This is a genomic window from Staphylococcus agnetis (assembly GCF_002901865.1).
In the GTDB taxonomy this organism is placed as follows: Bacteria; Bacillota; Bacilli; order Staphylococcales; family Staphylococcaceae; genus Staphylococcus; species Staphylococcus agnetis.
This window is the reverse complement of the sequence record NZ_PPQF01000008.1, coordinates 76,706-101,602: the sequence shown is the minus strand read 5'-3', so window position 1 is coordinate 101,602 and position 24,897 is coordinate 76,706. Positions and strand designations below refer to the sequence as shown.

At 38.4% G+C, this 24,897-nt stretch carries 23 protein-coding genes and 2 riboswitches; of the genes, 9 read left to right on the top strand and 14 right to left on the bottom strand.

What is annotated here, in order from left to right; all coding sequences use genetic code 11:
* Positions 1–76: 76 nt before the first annotated feature.
* From guaA to xpt, 4 genes are read right to left on the bottom strand one after another with little or no spacing between them, the layout of a single operon-like run.
* Positions 77–1,618 carry a glutamine-hydrolyzing GMP synthase gene (guaA, locus tag CD172_RS01465; protein WP_037565037.1) on the bottom strand — a complete coding sequence of 514 codons (1,542 nt, stop codon included), beginning with the start codon at positions 1,616–1,618 and terminating at the stop codon, positions 77–79.
* Positions 1,619–1,640: 22 nt separating this feature from the next.
* Positions 1,641–3,107, bottom strand: coding sequence for an IMP dehydrogenase (guaB, locus tag CD172_RS01460; protein WP_103345244.1), 1,467 nt, complete (start codon positions 3,105–3,107; stop codon positions 1,641–1,643).
* A gap of 35 nt (positions 3,108–3,142) precedes the next feature.
* The gene (gene pbuX / locus CD172_RS01455) at positions 3,143–4,411 is read right to left on the bottom strand and encodes a xanthine permease PbuX (protein ID WP_103345243.1); all 1,269 of its coding nucleotides are present in this window, start codon (positions 4,409–4,411) and stop codon (positions 3,143–3,145) included.
* Positions 4,411–4,992, bottom strand: coding sequence for a xanthine phosphoribosyltransferase (gene xpt / locus CD172_RS01450; protein WP_037565043.1), 582 nt, complete (start codon positions 4,990–4,992; stop codon positions 4,411–4,413). The genes pbuX and xpt overlap by 1 nt, the downstream gene beginning before the upstream one ends.
* A 249-nt stretch (positions 4,993–5,241) precedes the next feature.
* A riboswitch (purine riboswitch) is annotated at positions 5,242–5,344 on the bottom strand.
* Between the two features lie 242 nt (positions 5,345–5,586).
* Between xpt and CD172_RS01445 the strand changes: the two genes are divergently transcribed.
* From CD172_RS01445 to CD172_RS01425, 5 genes are all read left to right on the top strand, one after another.
* On the top strand, positions 5,587–5,997 hold the full coding sequence (locus CD172_RS01445) for a general stress protein (protein ID WP_037565046.1): 411 nt from the start codon (positions 5,587–5,589) through the stop codon (positions 5,995–5,997).
* Between the two features lie 143 nt (positions 5,998–6,140).
* Positions 6,141–6,815: a hypothetical protein gene (locus tag CD172_RS01440; RefSeq protein ID WP_037565047.1), complete on the top strand. Its 675-nt coding sequence runs from the start codon at positions 6,141–6,143 to the stop codon at positions 6,813–6,815.
* A 112-nt stretch (positions 6,816–6,927) separates the two neighbouring features.
* The gene (locus CD172_RS01435) at positions 6,928–7,530 is read left to right on the top strand and encodes a DNA-binding protein (protein WP_037565048.1); all 603 of its coding nucleotides are present in this window, start codon (positions 6,928–6,930) and stop codon (positions 7,528–7,530) included.
* Between the two features lie 23 nt (positions 7,531–7,553).
* A riboswitch (TPP riboswitch) is annotated at positions 7,554–7,657 on the top strand.
* An 82-nt stretch (positions 7,658–7,739) separates the two neighbouring features.
* Complete coding sequence (gene thiO / locus CD172_RS01430; RefSeq protein WP_103345242.1) at positions 7,740–8,846, top strand: glycine oxidase ThiO; 1,107 nt, start codon at positions 7,740–7,742, stop codon at positions 8,844–8,846.
* A 74-nt stretch (positions 8,847–8,920) separates the two neighbouring features.
* A complete protein-coding gene (locus tag CD172_RS01425) occupies positions 8,921–10,312 on the top strand; it encodes an L-cystine transporter (protein WP_085622253.1) in 1,392 nt (463 codons plus the stop codon).
* A 41-nt stretch (positions 10,313–10,353) separates the two neighbouring features.
* Here CD172_RS01425 and nfsA read toward each other — a convergent pair whose 3' ends face one another.
* Entirely contained in the window at positions 10,354–11,109 is a 756-nt protein-coding gene (gene nfsA, locus CD172_RS01420) for an oxygen-insensitive NADPH nitroreductase (protein WP_103345241.1), read from the bottom strand.
* Positions 11,110–11,250: 141 nt separating this feature from the next.
* On the opposite strand from nfsA, the gene CD172_RS01415 reads away from it, so the two are divergent.
* The 4 genes from CD172_RS01415 to CD172_RS01400 all read left to right on the top strand — a co-directional run bounded on the left by CD172_RS01415 (position 11,251) and on the right by CD172_RS01400 (position 15,516).
* Positions 11,251–12,027, top strand: a complete 777-nt coding sequence (locus tag CD172_RS01415) for a 2-keto-4-pentenoate hydratase (protein WP_103345240.1) — start codon at positions 11,251–11,253, stop codon at positions 12,025–12,027.
* Positions 12,028–12,396: 369 nt separating this feature from the next.
* The gene (ahpC, locus tag CD172_RS01410; protein ID WP_037565060.1) at positions 12,397–12,966 is read left to right on the top strand and encodes an alkyl hydroperoxide reductase subunit C; all 570 of its coding nucleotides are present in this window, start codon (positions 12,397–12,399) and stop codon (positions 12,964–12,966) included.
* 340 nt (positions 12,967–13,306) lie between these two features.
* Positions 13,307–14,830, top strand: coding sequence for an alkyl hydroperoxide reductase subunit F (gene ahpF, locus CD172_RS01405; RefSeq protein ID WP_103345239.1), 1,524 nt, complete (start codon positions 13,307–13,309; stop codon positions 14,828–14,830).
* A gap of 212 nt (positions 14,831–15,042) precedes the next feature.
* Positions 15,043–15,516 (top strand): hypothetical protein, encoded by a 474-nt coding sequence (locus tag CD172_RS01400; protein ID WP_037565064.1) that lies wholly within the window; start codon positions 15,043–15,045, stop codon positions 15,514–15,516.
* Between the two features lie 121 nt (positions 15,517–15,637).
* On the opposite strand, the gene CD172_RS01395 is transcribed toward CD172_RS01400, so the two are convergent.
* From CD172_RS01395 to CD172_RS01355, 9 genes are all read right to left on the bottom strand, one after another.
* Positions 15,638–16,588 carry a DUF1002 domain-containing protein gene (locus CD172_RS01395; RefSeq protein ID WP_103345238.1) on the bottom strand — a complete coding sequence of 317 codons (951 nt, stop codon included), beginning with the start codon at positions 16,586–16,588 and terminating at the stop codon, positions 15,638–15,640.
* 147 nt (positions 16,589–16,735) lie between these two features.
* Positions 16,736–17,728, bottom strand: a complete 993-nt coding sequence (bioB, locus tag CD172_RS01390) for a biotin synthase BioB (protein WP_037565066.1) — start codon at positions 17,726–17,728, stop codon at positions 16,736–16,738.
* Positions 17,729–17,863: 135 nt separating this feature from the next.
* On the bottom strand, positions 17,864–18,562 hold the full coding sequence (locus tag CD172_RS01385; RefSeq protein WP_103345237.1) for a PepSY domain-containing protein: 699 nt from the start codon (positions 18,560–18,562) through the stop codon (positions 17,864–17,866).
* Complete coding sequence (locus CD172_RS01380; RefSeq protein ID WP_103345236.1) at positions 18,546–19,916, bottom strand: sensor histidine kinase; 1,371 nt, start codon at positions 19,914–19,916, stop codon at positions 18,546–18,548. Before CD172_RS01380 ends, CD172_RS01385 begins: the two co-directional genes overlap by 17 nt.
* A gap of 4 nt (positions 19,917–19,920) precedes the next feature.
* Complete coding sequence (locus CD172_RS01375) at positions 19,921–20,598, bottom strand: response regulator transcription factor (RefSeq protein ID WP_103345235.1); 678 nt, start codon at positions 20,596–20,598, stop codon at positions 19,921–19,923.
* A 9-nt stretch (positions 20,599–20,607) separates the two neighbouring features.
* Positions 20,608–22,005 (bottom strand): SLC13 family permease, encoded by a 1,398-nt coding sequence (locus CD172_RS01370; protein WP_103345234.1) that lies wholly within the window; start codon positions 22,003–22,005, stop codon positions 20,608–20,610.
* Position 22,006: 1 nt separating this feature from the next.
* Positions 22,007–23,203: a glycerate kinase family protein gene (locus CD172_RS01365; protein WP_103345233.1), complete on the bottom strand. Its 1,197-nt coding sequence runs from the start codon at positions 23,201–23,203 to the stop codon at positions 22,007–22,009.
* Between the two features lie 123 nt (positions 23,204–23,326).
* Positions 23,327–24,484, bottom strand: a complete 1,158-nt coding sequence (chrA, locus tag CD172_RS01360) for a chromate efflux transporter (protein ID WP_103345232.1) — start codon at positions 24,482–24,484, stop codon at positions 23,327–23,329.
* A gap of 12 nt (positions 24,485–24,496) precedes the next feature.
* A complete protein-coding gene (locus tag CD172_RS01355) occupies positions 24,497–24,799 on the bottom strand; it encodes a PadR family transcriptional regulator (RefSeq protein ID WP_103345231.1) in 303 nt (100 codons plus the stop codon).
* Positions 24,800–24,897 lie beyond the last annotated feature (98 nt).

The following is a 24,897-nucleotide window of genomic DNA, read 5'->3' as shown; positions in this document are numbered from 1 at the left end:
CGTATTCAACGCAAAATAAAAGAGGCTAGAAACCGCATAATAACGGTAATTCTAGCCTATCATTTACTATATATAATTATTCCCACTCGATTGTGCTTGGGGGTTTTGAAGTGATGTCATAGACCACACGGTTAACGTGATCCACTTCGTTTACGATACGTGTTGAGATTTTTTGTAAGACTTCCCAATCGATACGTGCGAAGTCACTTGTCATACCGTCAATTGACGTTACGGCACGTACACCGACTGTATAGTCATACGTACGGTAGTCTCCCATTACACCTACTGAACGGATATCTGGTAATACTGTGAAGTATTGCCAAATGTCACGCTCTAAGCCTTCTTCACGAATGACTTGGCGTAAAATCGCATCGGATTCACGAACGATTTCTAATTTTTCTTCTGTAATTTCACCAAGGACACGGATACCTAATCCTGGACCTGGGAATGGTTGTCTCCAAACGAGGTGTTCTGGAATACCTAATTCGATACCTAATGCACGTACTTCGTCTTTAAATAACGTGTTGATTGGTTCGATTAATTCGAATTCCATGTCTTCTGGTAAGCCACCTACGTTATGATGAGATTTGATTGTTTGTGCTGTTTTTGTACCTGATTCGATGACGTCTGTATAAAGTGTACCTTGTGCTAAGAAGTCTACACCTTTTAATTTTGATGCTTCATCATCAAAGACGTACACGAATTCGTTACCGATAATTTTACGTTTTTGTTCAGGATCTGATACGCCTGCAAGTTTAGACATGAAACGGTCTTGTGCGTTCACACGAATGATGTTCATGTTGAAGCCTTCACCGAATTGTTCCATTACCATGTCGCCTTCACCTTTACGTAAAAGACCGTGGTCAACGAAGATACATGTTAATTGATCGCCAATCGCTTTGTGTAATAATACCGCAACTACAGAGGAGTCTACCCCACCGCTCATTGCGCAAAGCACGCGACGGTCGCCCACTTTTTCACGGATTTTTTCTACTTCGATTTCAATGAAGTTTTCCATCGTCCACTCGCCTGTACAGTTACATACACGACGTACAAAGTTACGTAATAAGTCATTACCAAATTCTGTATGACGCACTTCTGGGTGGAATTGTACCCCATAAATACGACGTGATTTGTCTTCGATAGCCGCATATTGTGTGCTTGGACTGTCTGCAATGACTTCAAAGCCTTCTGGAATTTCGATAACTTTATCAGAGTGGCTCATCCAAACCGTTTGTTCTTCTGGTAAACCGAAGAATAACTCGTCTGATTTTGCGTTGATTGTCGCTTTTCCGTATTCACGTTCGTTCGCGCGCTCAACTTTACCACCTAATAATTTTGTCGTTAATTGCATACCGTAACAAATACCTAAAACAGGAATGCCTAAGTTGTAGATTTCTGTATCAATTGTGAACGCGTCATCTGCATACACAGAGTTCGGTCCACCTGAAAGAATAATCCCTTTTGGATTCATTTTTTTAATTTCTTCAATAGAAATTTCATGGTCGTGTAATTCACTATACACACCCATTTCACGAATGCGTCGTGTAATCAGTTGGTTATACTGACTTCCGAAGTCTAGGACAAGAATCAGTTCTTGTTCTTTTGCCATTTCCATAATGTGTGTACTCCTTTATCCCTTAGAATGAGTAGTTTGGTGATTCTTTTGTGATTTGAACATCATGTGGGTGGCTTTCTGCTAGACCTGCAGCACTCATTTTAGTAAATTGTGCTTCTTCACGTAACGCTTCTAAGTCTTTTGAGCCAGTATAACCCATACCGCTCTTCACGCCACCAATTAATTGATAAATTGTATCTTGTAATGGTCCTTTATAGTCGATACGCCCTTCAACACCTTCTGGAACGTATTTCTTAGGTGTTTTATCTTCTTGGAAGTAACGGTCGTTTGAACCACTTTCCATCGCACCTAATGAACCCATACCGCGGTACACTTTGTATTGACGTCCTTGGAACATTTCAACTAAACCTGGGCTTTCTTCAGTACCCGCAAGTAAGCTACCAAGCATAACCGCATGACCACCTGCCGCAAGTGCTTTCACGATGTCACCAGAGAATTTGATACCGCCATCAGCGATGATTGTTTTTCCGTGGTTTTTCGCTTCAGTTGCACAGTCGTAAATTGCTGTAATTTGAGGTACACCTACACCTGCTACAACACGTGTTGTACAAATTGAACCTGGTCCGATACCCACTTTCACAACATCTGCCCCTGCTTCAAACAATGCTTTTGTCGCAGCTGCTGTCGCAACGTTACCTGCAATCACCGTTACTTCAGGATATGTTGCTTTGATTTCTTTCACTTGATTGATAACACCTTGTGAATGACCGTGTGCCGTATCAATCACTAATGCGTCAACACCCGCTTCTACAAGTTTTTCAGCACGAATGCTTGTATCTTTAGCGATACCAATCGCCGCTGCTACGATAAGACGACCGTGGCTGTCTTTTGCCGCATATGGATATTCGTTCACTTTCTCGATATCTTTAATCGTGATGAGGCCTTGTAAAATACCATCTTCTACTAATGGAAGTTTTTCAATTTTGTGGTCTTGTAAAATCTTCTCTGCTTCTTCAAGTGTTGTACCTACTGGTGCTGTCACTAAGTCTTCTTTAGTCATAACATCAGAAATTTTGATTGAGAAGTCTTCAATAAATCTTAAATCACGATTTGTTAAAATGCCGACAAGTTTGCGTGATTCTCTATTGTTTACAATTGGCACACCTGAAATACGATATTTCCCCATTAATGCTTCAGCTTCATATACGCTTTCTTCTGGTGTTAAATAAAATGGGTCTGTAATAACGCCATTTTCAGAACGTTTAACTTTTTGAACTTCATCTGCTTGGCGTTCGATGCTCATATTTTTATGAATGACACCTAAACCACCTTGACGTGCCATCGCAATCGCCATTTTTGATTCTGTAACAGTATCCATACCTGCTGATACGATTGGAATATTTAATTGAATACGTTCTGAAAGTTTAACGCTTAAATCTACTTCTTTCGGTAATACATTTGATTCTGCTGGAATTAGTAATACATCATCAAACGTTAGTGCTTCTTTAACAAACTTGTTTTCCCACATTTTTCGTATAGCCTCCATTCAAATTGATAGTTATATTATTTCACATTTTCTTCGTTTTGTTGATAGTTTAGACCATTAAAAAATAAATTCAATATAATCGCTGAAATTGTTCCTAAAACGATACCATTTTGAGTAAACCATGTAAATTGATCACCGAGCGCTTTAAATGCTTCTGGAACAGCAGTAATCCCCGCACCTAAACCGACTGAAATCGCGATGATTAACAAATTATTTTGGTTTTTGAAGTTAATGTCACCAAGAATGCGGACACCATAAGCCATCACCATACCAAACATCGCTAACATCGCACCACCTAAAACAGACAATGGGATGATGTTCGCTAAAGCGCCAATTTTAGGAATACATCCACAAATGATAAGCATGATCACCATGCCGTAAATGACATCGTTTTTCTTAGCGCCAGATAAGGACACAAGCCCTACGTTTTGAGAATACGCGGTATAAGGAAAGGCATTAAAAATGGCACCTAACGTAATCGCAATTCCTTCAGCCATATAGCCTTTTCTAAAATCTTTACGTTCTAATTGACGTCCTGTAATTTGACTTAACGCATGATACACACCCGTTGACTCGATTAAACTGATGAGCGCGACGATAAAGAAAACGACAATCGCACCAAAGTCAAAAGCGAATCCGTAGAATCGGAATGGACGTGGTAACTCAAACCAATGGGCTTGACCCACTTGGGCGATATCCACAAGTCCTAAGAAACTTGCGATTACTGTCCCACTCACTAATCCTAATAAAATGGCAATAGATTTAATAAAACCTGTCGCAAAACGTTGAATGACTAAAATGATGATGAGTGTCGCAAAACCAAGTAAAATATGCTTCGGCGAACCGTAATCTTTGGCACCTTGCCCACCAGCAATATAATTCATTGCGACTGGCATTAACGTAATACCGATAATGGTTACGACACTTCCCGTCACAACTGGTGGAAAAAGACGCACAAGATAAGCGAAAAATGGTGCGATGATAATGACCAAAATCCCTGATGCGAAAAGTGAACCGTACAAGACGTCTACCCCTTTAGACTGCCCAATCATAATCATTGGCGCAACAGCAGTAAACGTACATCCTAACACGACCGGGAGTCCAATTCCGACACCGCGGTACACTTGTAAAAACGTCGCAACACCACACATAAAAATATCGACAGTAACAAGAAATGCGATTTGTTCAGGGGTGAATTTTAAACTTGTTCCTACAATAATAGGTACAAGAATGGCACCCGCATACATAGCTAAGAGATGTTGTAAACTTAATAGAAATCTTTTCATTATGCTTGATCTCCAACTAATGTAATTTTGTTACCTTTAAGAGAGGCAATTTGACACAGTGACGATACATTGAGTCCTGCTTCTTCAAGACGTGTGCGCCCTTGTTGGAAGCTTTTTTCTACTAATATCCCAACTCCTACAGTTGTCGCGTTCGCTTGTTGTACGAGACGGTGTAGCCCAAGTGCCGCTTCGCCATTCGCTAAAAAGTCATCGATAATGAATACGCGGTCATCAGGTGATAAAAATTCTTCTGAAATGATAACGGTACTCGTTTTATTTTTCGTAAATGAGTGCACATCTGTTTGATAGAAACCTTTATTCAATGTGCTCGGTTTTGCTTTTTTCGCAAAGAGACAAGGGACATCAAAATGTAAAGCTGCCATAATGGCCGGGGCAATACCTGAGGCTTCAATCGTTAAGATTTTTGTGACGTTTTCATGCGCAAATTGTTCATGAAAGACTTTTCCTATCTCGTGCATCAGTTCAGCATCAATTTGATGATTTAAAAAACCATCCACTTTTAAGATCTTTTCATCAATGACAACGCCATCTTCAATGACTTTGTTTTTTAACCTTTCCACTTCGGTTCCTCCTCAATTTTGGTCAAGATAATAAAAAAGCCCAAAACTTCAGAATATAGTTTTAGGAACGAGTAAGTGAAATACAGTTGTAAGTGTGACACGTTTTATAATCCCTTTTCATTCAACATAATAATCGTACCGTTCAATTTGATACGCGGGTCATAGACATGAAATGGGTGAGACATAAAAGGTATCACTAAAAATATCATTAAAATCATGATGCACATGACAAAATGATACAAAGCATTACATTGATTTTCATTTACTCATAGTCACATTGTTTAAGGCAACGTGGTAGAAACTTCCAAAGCCATATTCTTCAGATTATATGAGTGCGTATAAATTATTTAATGATAATAGCAAATTTGAAGTTAATACGCAATACCGTCGCGTCAAATCAATTATTTTCAGAAATTTATGTAAATTAATTTCAGAATCCCCTTCCTTAAGGGCATCATAATAATGGAAGCGCAATCATAAATTTGTTAATTAAATGCCGTAAATTTGTTATGATTGTCTTATAGGTATCAAACGGTTATTTGCGATGTAACATGGGTAAAACTAATATGAATATTAAAAACGGAGGCGTCGATTATGGCAGATTTTAAAGTAGCACGCACAGAAGAAGATGCAATTGAAGTCGTAGATTCTTTTTTACGAAACGGATATAAAGAATCTGAAATTGTAGTAATTAGTAAAGAGAAACTCAAAACTGATCGTTTCAACGATTGTCAAATTCAGCATAAGTCTACAAATGGTACAGTCAGCGACAAATTTATGCGTATGTTTATTGGGGAGGATGCTGAAGGTGCCGCTTTAAGTCGTTATAACTTCGGTGAAGAACAAACTGAAGATTTAAAACAAGACTTAAACAACAATAAAATTGTAGTCGTTGTTCAAAAAGATACAACGAAACACGGTGAAGTAACACAAAATAACGCAGCCTATATTGAACCTTCAACGGATACACATAAGCCGTCTGAACATAAAGGCGATATCGAGTGAAATTCAAATCATTCATAATGATGAATTTTTGGGGCTAGGACATTGTAAAATGTTCTAGTCCTTTTTACATGAAAGCGCCAGTCTACCACGCCTGTTTTTAACTATCTGTGCTATACTGTTATCAATCAAGAGAGGTGAACGCAATGAAATTTGTACAAATAAAATCTACCCAAGATCAATGGTATGAACCCGCACTCGATTTTTATATGGATAAATTAGATCCCCTCGTAACAGAAGACGAATCTGTCTTTGTGCAATCTTTAAAAACTGAAAAAACACACAATGATTACGTTTTTTTAGTCGGCATTGAAGACAATCGTGTGGTGAGTTTTGCGACAGCACATTATGAAGCAACAACAAACACAGGCTTCATTGTCTATTTAATCGCAGAACCTGGTGCACAACAGGAAACGTATTTAGCTATGATGCTAGAAGAAGTGGAAAAAGGCATTAATCGATTATCTAATCAATTGCACGGGAGAGATGTGAACTTCTTTATGTTTGAATCAACGCTTGAAAATCCAGATGTTGATGCTGAAACAGCAGAAGACATCGCGTTTCGACGTCATTTCTTAACACATCATGGTTATGAAAAACAAACGCAAATCCCTTATATTCAGCCTTCATTAGACCGTAAAGGAAAACCTGTACCTCTTGATTTATATATCAAAGCAAACATTCCTTTAACGAAAGATATCTACGGTACAAGTGTAAAATCATGCTATATTTTGAAATACGTCTTTGCTAATCGCATTCCAAGACGTGTGATTTATCCACTATTAATAAAAATGAATTTGAGTAAAGATATGAATGCTTAAGCCCTTGAAATCCAGTCGTAAAGCCGTTACAATAAGGTAGAGGTAAGACTGACGGGTCACTGAACTCAGGCTACCGTAAGTCTAAAATGACTGACAGAAAGGATTTATGAACATGCTAACAAAAGAGTTTGCACAGAAATCAGAGCTTAGTGAAAAGCAAGTGCGCAAAATTGTACAGCACCTAGAAGAACGTGGCTACCAGTTGAAAAAAACGGAATACCGTGGACGTGAAGCAACGGATTTCCAGGAAGAAGACATTGAATTATTCCAAGAAATTGCAGAACGTGTTGGACGCACGAACAGTTATGAACTTGCATTTGAAGAATTAGAACAAGAAAAAGACTTTTTACAAGTCATCGTCAAAGATAATGGTCAAAACTTACCATCAGACCAACAGTTCCCTCAAATGATGCAAGAACTAAAAGCAGAAATCGATAAAATGCGCGAAGAACGCCAACTTTTGGGACAAATGATTTCTCAAGTTCACCAACAACAAGAAGAATTGAAATCATTACATACACAGTTAAACAACCAACTTGAAACAAACGCAAAATCTTTAAATGCCATTACCGAAAGTCAAAAACAACAAGCGGATCAATTATCTAAAACACAAGAAAGCATCGAAACACAAACTAAAGAACAACAAGAACTTGTGACAACGATTAAAAACAACCAAGAACAAAAAGGTTTTTGGGCACGCTTATTCGGCGGCTAAGATTCACTAAAATTAATACGCAATACAAGTGCTAGGGGTGCTCTTAAGTGAGCTGAGAAAGACGTCATCTTAACTCTTTGAACCTGAAGTGGTTAGTACCAACGAAGGGAAGCCGTATGTGAACACAATTTATGTATCTGGAAAAGTCCTTTTTTCAGATTGTTTCAATACAGGTGACACCTCTTGCACAAGATTGCAGGAGGTTTTTTATGCAAAAATTAATCATTATCGGTGGCGGCGTAATGGGGCTTTCTATCGCTCGCCAATTATCTAACGCTCCCTATAATATCTCTATTATTGATCGCACCACACCTCGCATGAATGCATCGTATGCAGCTGGAGGAATGTTAGGTGCTCAAAATGAATTTTTTGAAGCTACCCCACTCTATCGATTAGCGATGCAAAGTCGTGCGTTGATGCCACATGTTGCTCAACAACTCCAACGTGATACAGGTATAGATATTGAATTCCAATGTCACGGCCTCATTAAAATCGCGACAGAAGTCACACATATCGAAAATATCAAAAATCAATTTTCATTTTTAAAACAAGATGACCATTACATTCAATGGTTCCATCCGAAAGATTTGCACCGTTTGTTTCCACACCTCAACCCCAAAACAACAGCCGCATTTAAAATTCAAGATGATGGCCAAATCCATGCTAACCTTTATACTCAAGCGCTTACAAAAGCGGTAATATCTCAAAAAAACGCGCAATTGTATTCACATACTGAAGTCACACACATTGAAAAACATCGAGATGGCTATACCGTTCATACCTCTCAAGGCGCTATGATGGCAGATTTACTCGTTATTGCGGCAGGTGCCTGGAGTGGCAAATTGTTATCAGATATACATATTTCACTACCTACCCGTCCTGTGAAAGGCGATGTGAAGTTAATCGAAACCCAATCCCCTATTTTAAAGACGACCCTTTTTAATGCCAATGGTTGCTATATTGTTCCTAAACGTCACAATCGGTATTTAATCGGTGCGACGTCTGAATGGGACAATTGGTCGACTAATAATGATGCATCAAATTTAAAATGGCTTGATGATAAAAGTCAGGAAATGCTCCCACAACTTCGAAACCATCGCATTATTAAAACTTGGACGGGTATTAGGCCAATTACACATCAAGATGTCCCTATCATGGGTCCAATTAGCCCTACGCTTTTTGTAGCGACGGGACATTACCGTAATGGTATTTTACTTTCTCCAATTGTAGGTCAATTAATGGCGAAAGCGATTCAAGGTGACGTGCAAGCGCTCGATACATTGCAACCTTTTACACCAAACGTGCAACAAAACTAAAAATGTACTTGCTTTTGTACCGCATACCGATTATTCTTATTATATAAATCGGAATTAAAAGGAAGCGTGTTGCCATGTCTACATTTTTAATTATTCTTAATCTCGTCATTTTCATCATTGCACTCGTCGGGCTATGGTGGATGGCTAAAAAACATATAAAATTCCCTAAACGTGTCTTCATCGCATTAGGTTTAGGAATTCTTCTCGGTCTAATTCTTCATATTTCTTATGGCGCGGGAAGTAAAATAATAACTGAAACAACATCTTGGATAGACATCGTCGGTCAAGGTTACATTTCATTACTTAAAATGATTGTAATTCCACTTGTTTTCGTATCAATTGTCGTTGCATTTACAAAAATCGACATTGGTGAAAAATTTGCTAAAATGGGTAGTCTCATTTTAATGTTTTTAATTGGCACTGTAGCCATTGCTGCTATAGTTGGAATTGTTTTTGCGCTATTATTCGGTTTAGATGCCTCATCGATTGATTTAGGCCAGGCTGAAAATGCCCGTAGCTCTGAAATTACGAACCAAGCAAAAGAAATGACTGCAACGACGTTACCAGCACAAATTTTAGAATTATTACCTTCAAATCCATTTCTAGATTTTACCGGTGCGCGTGCAACGTCTACGATTGCTGTCGTGATTTTCGCAGCATTTATCGGATTTGCTTTCTTACGTGTGTTACGTAAAGAACCAGAAAAAGGTCACATTTTAAAACGTGGCATTGACGCCGTCTATTCACTTGTTATGGCAATTGTGACGTTTGTTTTACGCCTTACACCTTATGGTATTTTAGCGATAATGATTACGACGATTGCGACAAGTGACTTTGCGGCCATATGGACATTAGGTAAATTCGTTATTGCTTCATATGCAGCTTTACTCACGATGTACCTCATTCATATGATTATCTTGGCAATATTGGGCGTGAATCCCCTTCAGTTTATGAAGAAAACAGCAGAAGTTATTTTATTTGCGTTTACGTCTCGTTCAAGTGCAGGTGCGTTACCCCTCAATATTCAAACGCAAACTGAACGTTTAGGTGTGCCACCAGCGATTGCAAACTTCTCAGGATCATTCGGCCTATCTATCGGTCAAAATGGCTGTGCGGGTATTTATCCCGCCATGTTAGCCGTGATGGTTGCCCCAGTGGCAGGTGTTGAACTGAACTGGCAATTTATTTTAACGTTAATCGTAGTTGTCGTACTAAGTTCGTTCGGAGTGGCAGGTGTAGGTGGTGGTGCGACATTCGCATCCATTCTTGTGTTATCCGCACTCAACCTTCCAGTCGGTCTTGCGGGTGTCTTAATTTCAGTCGAACCCCTTATCGACATGGGACGTACAGCACTTAACGTGAACGATTCATTACTCGCCGGTACAGGCACTGCAAAATTAACGAAACAATTAGATGAAGAAACATTTAAATCTAACCACTATGACGAACTAGCATCACAGCATTAAAAAATAGAGAGTGTGCCCTAATAAGTCACACTCTCTATTTTTTATTTCTTATTAAATCCTGACATTTGTAACCAGTTTAACATTTCTAAACGTTGTTTACTGCTCATAAATTGCGAAATTTGTTCTGACCAAGTTTCCGTACGTTCTCCATGTGTGCGTGCGTTGTAATAGTTAGAAACTGTCTCATCATAGTCCTCAAGTTGTGCTTCTAGTTGGGTGTCATCTGTGTTGTAGCCATCGACATGAAAGACATGTTCGAACGGCAAACGGGGTTTTGGTGTACCATTTTCATCATCCGCAGGCTCACCAATCGCCATGCCGAATAACGGGAATGTAAACTCTGGTAGTCCTAAAATTTCACGTACTCGTGGTACATCATTGCGCAATGATCCTAAATAAACAATGCCGTAACCCATATCCTCTGCAGTTAACGCAATATTTTGAGCCATTAAGGCTGCATCTACTGTACCTACGAGTAAACCTTCAGCTGACTCAAAACTACCTTCTAATTGTGCGTCTCGCTTTTCACTAATTAAATGATGTCGATGATAATCTAAAACGAATACTAATAAATAGCCATTTTCAACAACGTAAGGTTGTCCAGATACTTCTTTTAATGCTTCTTTCTTGTCTAGACTTTCAACACCAATGACGGAAGTCGTTTGTAAAAAACTTGATGTCGAAGCCATTTGACCAGCTTCAATCAGTTTACGAATCACTTCTCGGTCAATCGCTTTAGATTTAAATTTCCGTACCGAATGATGTTGCTTCGCTAACGCATAAACATGTTCAGACATATGTGCCACCCCTATTACTTTTTTCTCATTTTATCAAAATCTATTTCCTAGCGCATAAATCGTGTTTCACCTTAACTTGCAATACTTTTAAATAAAAGTTATCCTAATTGTAACAATTTTCAGAATAAAGGGGTAGACACTATGACGAATCAAACAAAATCTTTAGCAAAACAACTTCATCAAGCGTATTTAAATCATCAACCCATCCCTTTTCTTAATCCCGATGCAGCTGTAGATGAAACGTTAGGGTATGCGGTACAACAAGAACTGACACAACGCATTCAATCCGCGACAGGATCAACAGTTGCTGGATACAAAGTCAGTATGACAAGTAAAGCAACTCAAGCATATGCAAACACCCATGAACCGGCATATGGAACATTATTAAGCCATGTCGTTAAAGCGTCTAATACCACGCTTAACTTACACGACTTGTTTTCACCTTTAATTGAACCTGAATTGGTATTTGAGTTTACAGAAGAAGTATCCAATCACCCTACTGTAGAAGAAGTACTATCTAAATCAAAGATTGCCCCAGCGATTGAAGTACCAGACGCACGTTATATCGATTGGTTCCCACATTTTACACTGGGTGACTTACTAGCTGATAATACTGCTACAGGTCTTGTCGTTGTTGGAGAAGCTGTAGATACCCCTGATTATGATACGCTTGGAGATATCTCCATGACACTTCAACATAATGAGACCGCCCTCGCTGAAGGACATTCGTCTGCCGTCTTAGGTCATCCTGTAAAAGCAATTCAATGGTTGGCTGAAAAATTGGCTGCACATGGCAAATCATTAAAAGCGGGCGACATCGTCTCTTCAGGCACTTTTATTACACCACTTCAAGCAGAGGTCGGTGCGTATCATGTAGACTATACGCATATTGGTAGTGTCAATGTCACATTTGAATAACGCATTTAAGAAGTAAAGCTGAATGAGTGTGAGTCGGCTTTACTTCTATTTATGTTATTCTATCAACTTCAATGCTTTTAATTGATAAAATATAGCTCTAATTGAGAAAATTATATCGTCAATGATATTGAAAACGTATAAATTGTATTGAGGCCGATACGTTAAGTATGAGGTTTTCACAAGAATTTAGTTATTCTTTAAAATGCATTTAAAGTAAAAAGAGAGTAATTTCGTTTGACGTCTATTACTTTTCGTGTATAATAAGAATCAAGATTAGAATTATTATTAATAAGGAATGATGATAAAGAACTAAATCACATCAATTCTAATCAATAATAATGATTATCATTTTTTAGGAGGAATTTCATTATGTCTTTAATCGGTAAACAAATTGAAGAATTTTCAGCACAAGCGTACAATGCAAAAACAGACGAATTCGTTGAGGTATCTCATGAAGATTTAAAAGGTAACTGGAGTGTAGTTGTATTCTATCCAGCTGACTTCTCATTCGTATGTCCAACAGAATTACAAGACGTTCAAAACCACTACGCTAAATTACAAGAGCTTGGCGTAAATGTTTACTCAGTTTCAACTGATACACATTTCGTACACAAAGCGTGGCATGATCATTCAGATGCGATCAGCACATTACAATACGTAATGATTGGTGACCCATCTCAAGCGATTACACGTAACTTTGACGTGTTAGATGAAAACACTGGTCTTGCACAACGTGGTACATTCATCGTTGACCCTGACGGTGTTGTTCAAGCAGCTGAAATTAACGCAGATGGTATCGGTCGTGACGCAAGCACATTAGTACACAAAATCAAAGCTGCGCAATACGTGCGTCAAAACCCAGGTGAAGTTTGTCCTGCAAAATGGGAAGAAGGTAACGACACATTAACACCAGGATTAGACTTAGTAGGTAAAATCTAAGAAGTTCGAATACAATCTTTATGATGCATGAGCGGCAACGCCTACATGAAATACTAAAATTTTATCTAATCACCCAAGCAAAATATGAATTTTAGTATTTATGATGAAAGACTAGGCAAGCCAGGCGTTAAGTTCTGGCTCCTCCGTTCATACTGTCCATAAAATTTTATTCCAATTCTATTCATAAATATTCCGTCTAGGCACAACATGAAGCGTTTGATTGCCTCCTTTGAAGGTATTCAAACGTTTCCTTATTGCCTGGGCGGGACAGCAATCTTCCCGTTGAATGAGATTGTTGTCCCGCTCTCAATCCATTCACATTTTTAGGAGGCCAAAACATATGTTAAACCAAGAGTTAAAGCAACAACTTACACAGCTTCTTGATTTAATGGAAGGTGACGTGGTGTTCAAATTAAGTGCTGGCACTGATGAACACTCACAAAAATTAAGCGACTTAGTTAATGAAGTTGCAGATATGTCATCTCGCATTACAGTTGAAAAAGCTGATTTAAAACGCACACCAAGTTTCAGTATTAATCGTCCAAATGAAGAGTCTGGTATCACATTTGCAGGTGTACCATTAGGTCACGAATTCAATTCATTTGTACTCGCATTATTACAAGTCAGTGGTCGTGCACCAAGAGAGTCTCAATCTGTTATCGATCAAATTAAAGCTATCGACAAACCATTAAACTTTGAAACATTTGTTAGCTTAACATGTCAAAAATGTCCAGATGTCGTTCAAGCATTAAACTTAATGTCTGTAATCAATCCAAATATTACACATACGATGATTGATGGTGCAGTATTCAAAAAAGAAGCTGAAGACATTATGGCAGTTCCAGCTATCTTCTTAAATGGTGAATCATTTGGAAATGGCCGTATGACTGTTTCTGATATTTTAAATGAATTAGGCGAAGGTCCTGATGCATCTGAATTTGAAGGTAAAGAAACATTTGATGTTCTTGTCATCGGTGGTGGCCCTGCAAGCGCAAGCGCAGCCATCTATGCTGCGCGTAAAGGTTTAAAAACAGGTATTGTCGCTGACCGTATTGGTGGTCAAGTGAATGATACGGCTGATATCGAAAACTTAATCGGCGTGAAGAAAACGACAGGTCCTGAATTATCATCAAATCTTGAACAACACATTGCAGACTATAAAGTCGATGTGATGAAAGGTGTTCGTGCAGAAGAAATTAATAAAACCGATGACAGCACAGACGTGACATTAAATAACGGTGCGACATTAAAAACGAAATCATTAATCATTGCAACAGGTGCTCGTTGGCGTCAACTTGGCGTTCCTGGCGAAAGCGAATTTGCGAACAAAGGTGTCGCTTACTGCCCACACTGTGACGGTCCTTTATTTGAAGGTAAAGATGTCGCTGTAGTTGGTGGCGGTAACTCTGGTGTCGAAGCAGCGATTGACCTCGCTGGTATTTGTAACCACGTTACATTGTTTGAATTTGGTGAAGAAATGCGTGCAGATTCTGTGTTACAAGATCGTCTTCGCTCATTACCGAATACGACAGTAATCACAAATGCTGCAACTTCTGAAATTACAGGTACTGACCGTGTTAACGGCATTACGTATACAGACCGTGCAACTGACGAATCTAAACACGTTGAACTAGACGGTGTCTTTGTTCAAATCGGTTTATCACCTAACACAGAATGGGTTGGCGATGCTGTCCAACGTAACCGTATGGGTGAAATCGAAGTGGATAGATTAAACCAAACAAATGTCCCTGGCATTTTTGCAGCAGGTGACTGCACAGACCAACGTTACAAGCAAATTATTATTTCAATGGGATCTGGTGCAAGCGCAGCATTATCTGCATTTGATTACCTCATCCGTAATTAAAATTAATAATACAACGGACTGGCGACATGAACACTTCATGTTACCAGTCTTTTTTATTTATAAAAATGTAGAATCTCTAAATTTGACTGCCTCTTCATACGTCTCATGAACACCTACAATAGAACACTATGCTTTTGGCATTTGACCCTAACCATATATGTGTTTATAATATATAATAATATTATAAGTTATTATTTAGAGGTTAATTCATCATGACGACGAAATCTATTACTCAAATCAGTGCCATTGCTGCATTGTTAACTGTTTTTGCTTTGTTTAAGCTACCGGCTATATTGCCAGGGTTGGAATTTCAACTCTCGGCACCTGTATCGCTTTTAATATTGGCTTTTTTTGGAATTAAACGCTATTTTATTGGTGGCCTGATTTCAAGTGCGATTCTATTCATCATTGGCGCATTCAATCCGCTTCATTTATGTATCTCTTTGATTTTTAGAATACTCTCAATAAGTGTGGTGTATTGTTTAGGGGTATCGTTAAGAACGCTATGCATTGCTGGATGCGTAGGAACACTAGTATCTCGTATTGTTCTTGCTGAATTTTTACATTTGCCGCCAATTGTACTGGTTGCTCATGCATTGCCAGGCATTTGTTTTACACTTATCGTTGTTTCATTACTCTATCCAACATTAAGCCGACGTCCTGTGATTCAAGCGCTATGTAAATAGTTCACGCCCACACTCATACTTTATAACTTCCCAATATAAAAAGCCTTCAAATTCATTGATTAGAATGAATTTTGAAGGCTATTTGTTAATCTAGTTAGACATATCCAGTACGCATTATTCATTATAAAAATGACATGAGCCATAAATAGATACGTTGAAAGAAATCAACAATCGCATTCCATATTCTTTGGAAGAAGTTGCCTGCTTCTTCAGGATTTAAGTTTTTTAACGCTTCAATTTTATCCCCTGCATGTTTACGAATATCATCTTTTAGTGCGTTCGCTTGTTTTTCATATGCTTTCGGATCTTGGTTAATGACATCAGATTTTGCAACATTCATCATCAAATTTTGAATCACTGCAATATCATTATCACTTAATATTTGATGTAAGTTATGTTCATGTATCGTTTGATTAACGATATGGTTAATTGTTGTTTGATTAATTTGTTGATTATTCTGTTTGGCTTCTGCAATTTGACCTTTCATATCAGCAATGGATTGGTTCAACACTTCATCTGAATAGCCTTCTTTTTTCGCATGCGTTTCACTAATATTCGCTAAATCATTCATTTCTTGATGTGCATTTTGAATGTCTTTTTGATTTAATGTGTGACCTTGTGTCTCGTACGCTTTATATATACCTGTAAGCGCGCCTTCTCCAGAAACGCGATCAATAGCAGCAATTTTAATTTTCGAATCTTGAATACCCGCGGTAATCGCAGCGTTGATATATTGTTCACGTGTAATGCGCGTAATGTTGTCAGGGGTTTCAATCGTTACAGAGACACCTCTACCAAATTTCTTCGGCTTAATATAAGCACTGGAATGAATGAAATCATATTCTGTCCCTGTATAACGAACAACGTCATTATGATTAACTTCGTATGTTGTAACGTTCTTACCGACGCCAAGGAGCTCTTTCGTTTTGTGTAGCTGATTTTGATTTAAATCCGCCCCTTGGATAAAGATATCTTCTTTAGGTTTATGTTCATTGGCCGCTTCAGCTTGATACGTTGTGCCTGTCGTTAATAAGGTGATGACTAGACCGCTAGCGAGTAATTTCTTATACATGTGTTCACTTCCTTTTACCATTAACGTTATTTTAACATGAATTATGTGTCGTGCTATCCTTCCATAGACGTAATTATAATCTTTTTACTTTAAATAAAAAACTGCCAATCAAGCACACGGCTTCATCGACAGTTTTTACGCACATCATTATACCGTTTTAACCGGTTGTGCAACGTCATGGTTATAATCAATCTCGTATCCCATATCTTTAATCATATCGTAATCTAATTGATTTGGCTGACCCCCTGTGATTAAATAATCACCAACGAAAATAGAATTCGCTACCATCAAAGCTGTAGATTGTAATGAACGCAAGTTGACTTCACGGCCACCAGCAATACGAATCTCTTTCGTTGGATTAATTAACCTAAATAGTGCCAAAATACGTAAGCAACGCATTGGTGTTAAGTCATCCATCTCTCCAAATTTCGTTCCTTTAATCGGATGTAAAAAGTTGACCGGGATACTGTCTGCGTCAATGTCTCTCAAGGCAAACGCCATATCCACGATATCCTCGTTCGTTTCCCCCATACCACAAATGACACCCGAACATGGTGAAATATTGTGTGCCTTCATCGTCTCAATCGTATCAACGCGGTCTTGATATGAATGTGTGGTAACAACTTCGTCGTGATAATTTTCACTCGTATTTAAGTTGTGATTATAACGGTCCACACCCGCAGCTTTCAATTGCGCTGCTTGTTTTTCATTCGTTAATCCTAAGCATGCACAAATCTTCAATTGAGGATGTTCTGATTTAATACGCTCAACAGATTTCGTAATATGATCTACTTCTTTATCACTTGGTCCTCTACCACTCATTACAATACAATATGTACCAATTTCATGTTCCGCTGCCACTTTAGCCCCTTCAGTAATTTGGTTTTCAGGAATTAAAGCATAGCGTTGTTTTTCTTTCATTTCACGTGATTGACCACAATAACCACAATCTTCTGGGCAAATACCACTTTTAGCGTTCAATATCATATTCAGTTTCACTTTGTGCCCATAATAATGTTTTCTCAGTTGATACGCTTCATGTACCAAATCCATCGTATCCATCGTATCATCAATAAATATGTCATAAGCTTCTTGATGTGTTAAAGGGTGACCTTGTAAAATGCGCATTGCTAAATTCATTCTAAAACCTCCTAATCTATAGGACAGTATAGCATAATTGTAAACAAAATTTTAAATAAGTTTACATTCGTCGTTAAAAAAATGCAACGTCCCCATGATTGATGTCGAATCAGGTTAGCATTGCATTTTGTCGTGTTAGTCGTCTTCACCCCAGTCATCCTCTCCAATATCATCATCGTCAGAAGTAGATGTTGGTGATTGTGGCGAAGATGGCACTTGTGACGTGTTAGGCGTTTCATGGGACTGTGGTGCTGATGCATCATGTGAAGGATGATCCGTCGCAGCATGTTCTTCTTGAGTTGTCGCGCCTGCACGGGTGAACCATGACACTGAGGTCACTTTACCAGTTAGGCGATGTATCATCACATTGGCGCCTTCGCTTTGATTCACATGTTGTGTCACCGCATAGTGTGGCGCATTTTTCGATTGTTGTAATTTGATTGCGACAAACGTACCTCCGACATGCTTTTTAGCGATGGTTTTCGCTTCGTTTTCACTGATGTGATGCGTCCTCTTCTTTTGTTTTTGGCTTTTTTTCTGAGCTGTTTGCTTTTTAAACGTTTTCGTCTTCGTCATTTGCTTAATTGACGCTTTTTTTCTATCTATCACAATGTGATACTCTGCCTCTTTATTCACCATTCTCACATTAAATTCAGCTTCATTTTGATTCGTATGAATGGATTTTACTGTGCCGTCATAACGGTTTTCCACCAATTGCTTTGCGCTCGCTTTACTCATGTATGATTGATTGGCGCTAAGATAAATAACGATACCTAAAACAACGGCTAATATGATGCTAATGATAAGTACAACTATTTTAAGGAGTGATTTCATAGTTTACCTCCTTTGGAATCGTTAATGTAAAAGTCGTTCCATGATTCACTTCGCTATCCACATGAATTGTAATATGTTCTTTCTTAGCGATTTCCTGGGCAATGGATAACCCTAGACCAGAACCGCCTGTTTTTCGTGAACGTGCTTTGTCCACACGATAAAATCGCGTAAAAATGTGCGGCAGTTCCGCTTGAGGAATTCCTATACCGTCATCAGATATCGATAGAATCACGTGCTGTTTAGTTTCGGTTAATATAAGATTAATTGATGTGTGTCCATATTTATGTGCATTATCTAAAAATATATGAACCAATTGTTTAAAGGATTGGACATCTATCTGTACATTTCCTGATGCCGTATGATCTTCCACTTTCAAGGTATGAGTGTAGACATTAGTCATTCTGTCTACTAATTCTCGAACAATGGTCGGTAGATGGACATATTCAAGACTGCGCTCCGTCTTATTTTCTGTAATTTGAGCCACATACAGTAGCTGTTCAGTTAAAAACTTCATTTTTTGCGCTTCATCATGAATTGCGTGAATACTTTCATCTAACGTTCTTTCATCTTTTTTTCCAAAACGTTTCAACATTTGGCTGTAGGAACTAATGACCGTGATTGGCGTTTTTAATTCATGTGACGCATTCATAATAAATGCTTGTTGTTTCTCATCATGTTCTTTTAATTTATTCATCATATCGTTAAACGAATTTGATAATACTTTAATTTCATACGAATCATTTTTTTGAATGTGAACAGGTTGATAGTCTTTAGTATCCTCTGTTTTTTTAATATGTTGAATTAATTGCAATATCGGTTCTGTAATGATACGGGTTACCATATTATTGATATAAAAAATGAGGATTAATACAAACAAGGTGGAGCCGACTAAAATCCATTTCAACATTTGAAAAGATTCATATTTAAAGTCGACATTTTCAAATAATTGTAAATTAACGACATTGCCATCTTTCCAAACAATAGGTAATGACACCATCGCAAAGTGATGGCCTTTGTAGTCCATCGTCCTTTTATATTGATGCGCACGATAGTCTAATTCCATATTGTTGTATGTCACATCTGTCGCAAATTTTACAATTGCTACATCATCTTGGTTCACCACGCTAATATAGCCATCTGATAAAATATACCCGTGGTTCATAATTTCCGTATTCGTTTGGTTTTCAGAAGCTTTCATTTCTTCCATAATATTGACACTACGGTTTTCGAGTTGATTCAGTTCGGATTCCAGTGCATAATGTTTAAATAAAAAATAAACAAGTATGTTCACGCAAATGACTATAATTACCGTCATTAACGTAATATACAGTTGAATTCGAGTTCCTAAACGCATGGCTTCAATCCTTTATCATATAGCCATAACCGCGAACACTAGAAATGAGCGATGGCTTAGATTGATCGAGCTTTTTTCGCAAATGACGTACATACACATCTACAACATTGGTATCTCCTTGATAGTCATAGGCCCATACTTTTTCTATAATTTTTTCACGTTCTAACGCTTGATTTTTGTGCTCTAATAAAAACACAAGGAGCTCATATTCTTTGGGTGTTAAATTGATTAAGGTATCATCGCGGAATACTTCTCGTGAATTTGTATCTACACGAATATGTTTATATTGAAGTGTGTGTGAAGGTGATTTAGCTTCGATTTGTGCTGATTTTAAATGCACACGAATACGTGCCAACAACTCTTCAATTTCAAACGGTTTTGTCACATAATCATTCGCTCCAGAGTCAAGACCACCGACTTTGTCAGTAACTGCATCTCTCGCCGTCAACATAATCACTTTTGTATTTTTATCCTTCATTCGAATGCGCCTTAAAACTTCTAATCCATTGAGTTCAGGCAACATGACATCTAATAAAATTAAATCAAAGGCCCCTTCATTATACGCATGTAATGCTTCTTTACCTGTGTAGACATTCGTCACATGATATTCTGCAAATTCAAGTTCTAATTGTAATACACGTGCAATTTTTTCATCATCTTCAACTATTAAAATATGTTCCATGTCAGCCCCCTACTTTAAATGTAACCCCGTAAACTGCCAATAAATAAAATACATTACAACCATTACAATGATGTACATCGGCATTAAATAAAGACTCAAATAAGCAAGTTGTCTTGTTGTAAATGGTCGTTCCTCTAACTCATAAAAAATAAGTAATGCTTTAGAGCTTACTGGAAATGTCACACAATAGTTAATACCTATAAGTGCAATAAAAACTACTGCAACAGGATTAAGGTCAAACATCTTACAGAGTACTAGAAATGTCGGTATAAGCACTACCGCTCGTGTCGTATGACTTGTAATCAATAAATGTGACATCACGCTAATGACACTAATGAGTAAAATTAAAAACCATTCATTCTTAATTGATATATGTTGTAACCCTTGCATAAATAGTGTTTGGAAATGGGCAATCACTTTGTACTTCACAAGGAGTTCTCCCAACACTGTTGCACTTGAGACAAAAAAGATTAAACTCCAAGACACTTTTTTTAACGCGGTATTCCAAGTAATTAACTTGAACTGTGGTAACATCATGATACAACTCATCGCTATCGTCACAAACGCTATATCAAAGCCATGCAGTGCCTCTGTAAGCCATAATAAAATCGTTAGTCCAATCAAACTCAACGCAATCTTTTCTTGTGATGTCAATGGCTCGCGTGCATGTTCAATGTACTGTGCAGACGCATTATCAAGAGGCACATTGACGGTATGAGGCTTGATGTGCCATCTCAGTACAAGAATCGTTAATAAGCTTATGATTAATGCAAATGGTAACCCCCATAGTAAAAATGACATGTAACTGATTTGAGCGTTTGTTTGACCTTCTAAAATACCAATACCTATCAGATGACTACCTGCCCCGATTAATGTGGCATTGGTCATCATCAGAATCAACATTGGAATTAAAAGACCAAAGAATGTTTGATATTTAGGGAAATGCGTCTTTAGCGCTTGAAAAATAGGCATAAATGCTGCAGCACGACTCGATGTGGACGGAATCGTAAACGTCATGAGTAAAATAGCTAGACTCATAAACCCTATCGCACGGACAGGTGTATAGCAGTGCATAGCCATCCACTTTACCAAACGTTGCAGCAATCCACTCGATTCGATCACAGCACTCATGATAAAGGCACCTATCATTAACCATACAATGTGTTGGTTCAGTGCATTAAATAACATCGCTTCAGGCACACCTAACACTACTGCAACAACAAGACATAACATCCCTACAAGTCCAGCAGGTACTTTAGAAAATACAAATAGCCCTAGTGCCAAAATAAAACACATTAAACTGACCTTACCTAGGTACGCTAACGATGTTCCTAAAAAGATACTTAATGCGATAATGATAAAACCTAACCACGCCGTCAGTTGGGTTAATGATACGTTATTGAACATTTTATAGCGCTACTTTCTTGCTTGATGCATCAAATTCTTGTTCTGATTCTATCAAAGACATACCAATTGTAATATGTCGGATGGCGCTTTCTGCACAGCCTTCCAGCCACTTTTCTGCATCTTCAATAGCATTATCAAGTGTCGTAGGACCCGGAATAATGCTTGAAAACGCATCGATACCACTTTGATAATTGCGTTTCGCATTTTTACCAATTGTACCTGCAAGTGCCACGACGGGTTTGTCATATATTTTAGCGATTCGTGCGACTTCAGCTGGTATTTTTCCATTAGGCGTTTGATCATCAATACAACCTTCAGCGGTAATAACAACATCGCTATCTTTAATCGCCGTTTTAACATTAATATAAGTCATAATGACATCAAAACGTGGATGTAACGTCGCATTTGCAAATGCGCTTAAGCCTGCCCCGAGACCACCTGAAGCACCTGACCCTTCAACTGTGCGTAAATTTTTACCTGTCTCACGTTCAATTAGAGTTGCGAAATGTTCAAGGTTAGCAGATAAGTGTTCTACTTCTTCTGATGTCGCTCCCTTTTGAGGTCCAAACACTCGTGCAACACCGTTTTCACCGCATAACACATTAGTCCAATTTACAGCGACATCAATTTGCGTAAGTTGTATCCGTGGATCGACACCTGACAAATCCATATACGCAATTTTATGAATATCGGCAGCACCTTGTATATGAAGCAGCGCATCTTGTGCGTCGAATAGTTGTACTCCTATTGCTTGGGCCATGCCAATGCCACCATCCGATGTGCCTGAATCCCCACAACCTATCAAAATACGATCCACACCATAATCTAGCGCTTTTAAAATCGTTTCTCCTACACCATATGTCGTTGTATATAGAGGGTTACGCTTCGTTTTAGGCACATGTCTCAGTCCTGCAATGGCTGCCATTTCAATCACCGCCACAGTTTGGCCGTCTTCTTTAAAAACACCAAAGAATGAAGAGATTTGTTTACCTATAGGTCCTGTCACTTGCGTCTTTATTTTGTAACCATTTTTCACTTTAATCATTGTTTCAACGAATCCTTCACCACCATCCACCATAGGAATGACGTGAACATCATGTGTCGGCGAAACATTATGAATCCCTTTTTTAATCGCATAACCCACTTCTTCTGCACTCAGACTTTCTTTAAATCCTGATGGAATCACTGTACATTTCATCTTTCAACACTCCTCAAATTAAATAACGCCCTGTTATATATGGTTACTTTAATCATTAGAGATTGAAATTGACTTAAAGAAAAATTAAAAAACGATTAAAAAGCGAACTACTATTTTGTATATTTAATACAGCGCGACACCGCCAATAATACCTAAAATCACAATCGCCCAAGAAGGCACTTTACAGTACGCCAACAATACAAATATAACAGCAGCAAATACAAAGTCTATGCGTGTATGCACTGCTGATGTCAGGATAGGATCATAAAACGCAGCGACCAATATACCTACCACGCCTGCACTGACGCCTTTTAAAACTTTACGCATGTGCGTATTATTTTGAACGCGTTCCCAAAATGGCAAGACGCCTACAAGAAGTAAAAATGCAGGTAAAAAGATGGCGAGCGTTGCTACAATAGCACCGAGCCAACCTGACATGACGGTTCCAATATAAGATGCGAATGTAAACAACGGCCCCGGTACGGCTTGCGCGAGTGCATATCCCGTAATAAAATCATCTGCACTAATCATGTTACCTCCTACAAATGCACCTTCTAATAAAGGTAATACGACGTGTCCCCCACCAAAAACGAGTGCACCGGAACGGTAGAAATGATCTATCATCGCTATCCATGACGATTGTGACAGCGCATTCGCGATGGGTAATAGAATGAGTAAACTAAAAAAGAGTATCAGTGCGCTAATACCCACAGAGCGACGGATTTGAAATAGTCGCACTTGTGATGTTTCACCTTGTTCATGTTTAAATACAAATAAACCAATGAGACCTACTATAGTTAATGCGAGCACTTGCGACGCTGGGTGTGCAATAAGCACTGTAACGACGAGCGTGAACAATGCAAATAGTTTCGTTTTCATATCTGGGAGTAGTTTTTGAGCCATACCTAAGATAGCATTAAGTACCACAGCGACCGCTACAATTTTTAAACCGTTCACCCAACTCATATCCATCCCAGATGTTTGAAGCAAGCTTGCAAATATGACTAAAATCAAGACAGACGGCAGTGTAAAACCGAGGAATGATATGATGCCCCCAATGAGTCCTGCTTTGGCCACACCAATACCAAATCCTACCTGGCTACTCGCAGGTCCTGGTAAAAACTGACACAAAGCAACCAAATGCGTATATTGCGCATCTGTTAACCATTGACGCCGTTTCACATACTCATCATAAAAATATCCCAAATGTGCTGTAGGCCCTCCGAAAGAAGTACAGCCCAACCTTAAAGCAATTAAAAATAAATGAACATACTCTTTCATAGCGTCATCCTCCTAAATTTCATTTAGTAACTCAGCTAATTTACGCTTACTTTCCTTCAACATTTGAGCACCAAAATCCGTACAGCTGTAATGAATACGCTGATGCCCCTTCACCGTGACTTTCTCGGTTTCAAGCAATCCCTCTTCTTCCATACGATGTAAAATCGGATATAACGTCCCCGCACTCATGTCATAGCCATGTTCACGTAACTCCTCAATCATCCAACTGCCGTAAATCGGTGCTTCAAGCGCATGATATAAAATATGAATATATATAAACCCTAAAAACATACGGCGTTCTAGTTTACTTTTCAAATAACGTCCTCCTTTTTCTAATATCGGTTTTCGATATTAAAGTAACATATCTGCATTCTAAATGCGACCCTTTAGAAAATGAAATATGGTATAGTAAA